The organism is Desulfuribacillus alkaliarsenatis (genome assembly GCF_001730225.1).
Lineage (GTDB): Bacteria > Bacillota > Bacilli > Desulfuribacillales > Desulfuribacillaceae > Desulfuribacillus > Desulfuribacillus alkaliarsenatis.
Genome location: NZ_MIJE01000023.1, coordinates 1 through 1,057, shown reverse-complemented (window position 1 = coordinate 1,057; position 1,057 = coordinate 1). Strand labels below are relative to the sequence as shown.

General features: G+C 47.7%; 2 rRNA genes. Both read right to left on the bottom strand.

The features are described from left to right. Nucleotides 1–668, bottom strand: a 23S ribosomal RNA gene (locus BHF68_RS08530); the annotation flags it as partial. A 242-nt stretch (nucleotides 669–910) separates the two neighbouring features. Continuing rightward, nucleotides 911–1,057 (bottom strand): 16S ribosomal RNA (locus BHF68_RS08525); the annotation flags it as partial.

Here is a 1,057-nt window from a genome sequence, read left to right as displayed (position 1 = left end):
CCATAACTCGCCGGTTCATTCTACAAAAGGCACGCCGTCACACTTTTAACGTGCTCCGACTGCTTGTAAGCATATGGTTTCAGGTTCTATTTCACTCCCCTCCCGGGGTGCTTTTCACCTTTCCCTCACGGTACTGGTTCACTATCGGTCGCTAGGTAGTATTTAGCCTTAGGAGATGGTCCTCCTGGATTCCGACGGGATTTCTCGTGTCCCGCCGTACTTGGGGTCATAGACAAAGCGCGAAACGGTTTCTTCTACAGGACTTTCACCTTCTTCGGTCCAATTTCCCAATTGGTTCGAATACCGTTTGTTGTCTTTGTGGGTGGCTACAAACACCCTTTCTATGCCCCGCAACACCTATATTACAACGCTTGTAGGCTTACATAGTATAGGTTTGGGCTTCTCCCCGTTCGCTCGCCGCTACTTAGGGAATCACTTTTGTTTTCTTTTCCTCCAGGTACTTAGATGTTTCAGTTCCCTGAGTCTGCCTCCTCATACCCTATGTGTTCAGGTATGGGTAATATCCCATTACGGATACTGGGTTCCCCCATTCGGATATCCACGGCTCAATGCTTGCTTACAGCTCCCCGTGGCGTTTCGGCGTTCGCTCCGTCCTTCTTCGGCTCCTAGCGCCTAGGCATCCACCATACGCTCTTATTAGCTTAACCTTGGGTTTTTCAAGGTTTCGTATTTGTTTTTGCTTTCAGCTTTTAGATTTTTTAATCGATGTCTTTTCGATTTAGGATGTGTAGTTGTCATGGTTCAAGAGAATTACGAAACCTGTAGATGAGTTAGTCTAGCTAACTTATCTAGGTTTTCAGTAAAATTCCCTGAAAACTGTATTGCAATCAAAACATACGTCTGAGACCGATGTCTCTATGACCGATTATTTCACGGTCTGTTTCCTTAGAAAGGAGGTGATCCAGCCGCACCTTCCGATACGGCTACCTTGTTACGACTTCACCCCAATCATCTGTCCCACCTTCGACGGCTAGCTCCCTTACGGGTTACCCCACCGGCTTCGGGTGTTACAAACTCTCGTGGTGTGACGGGCGGT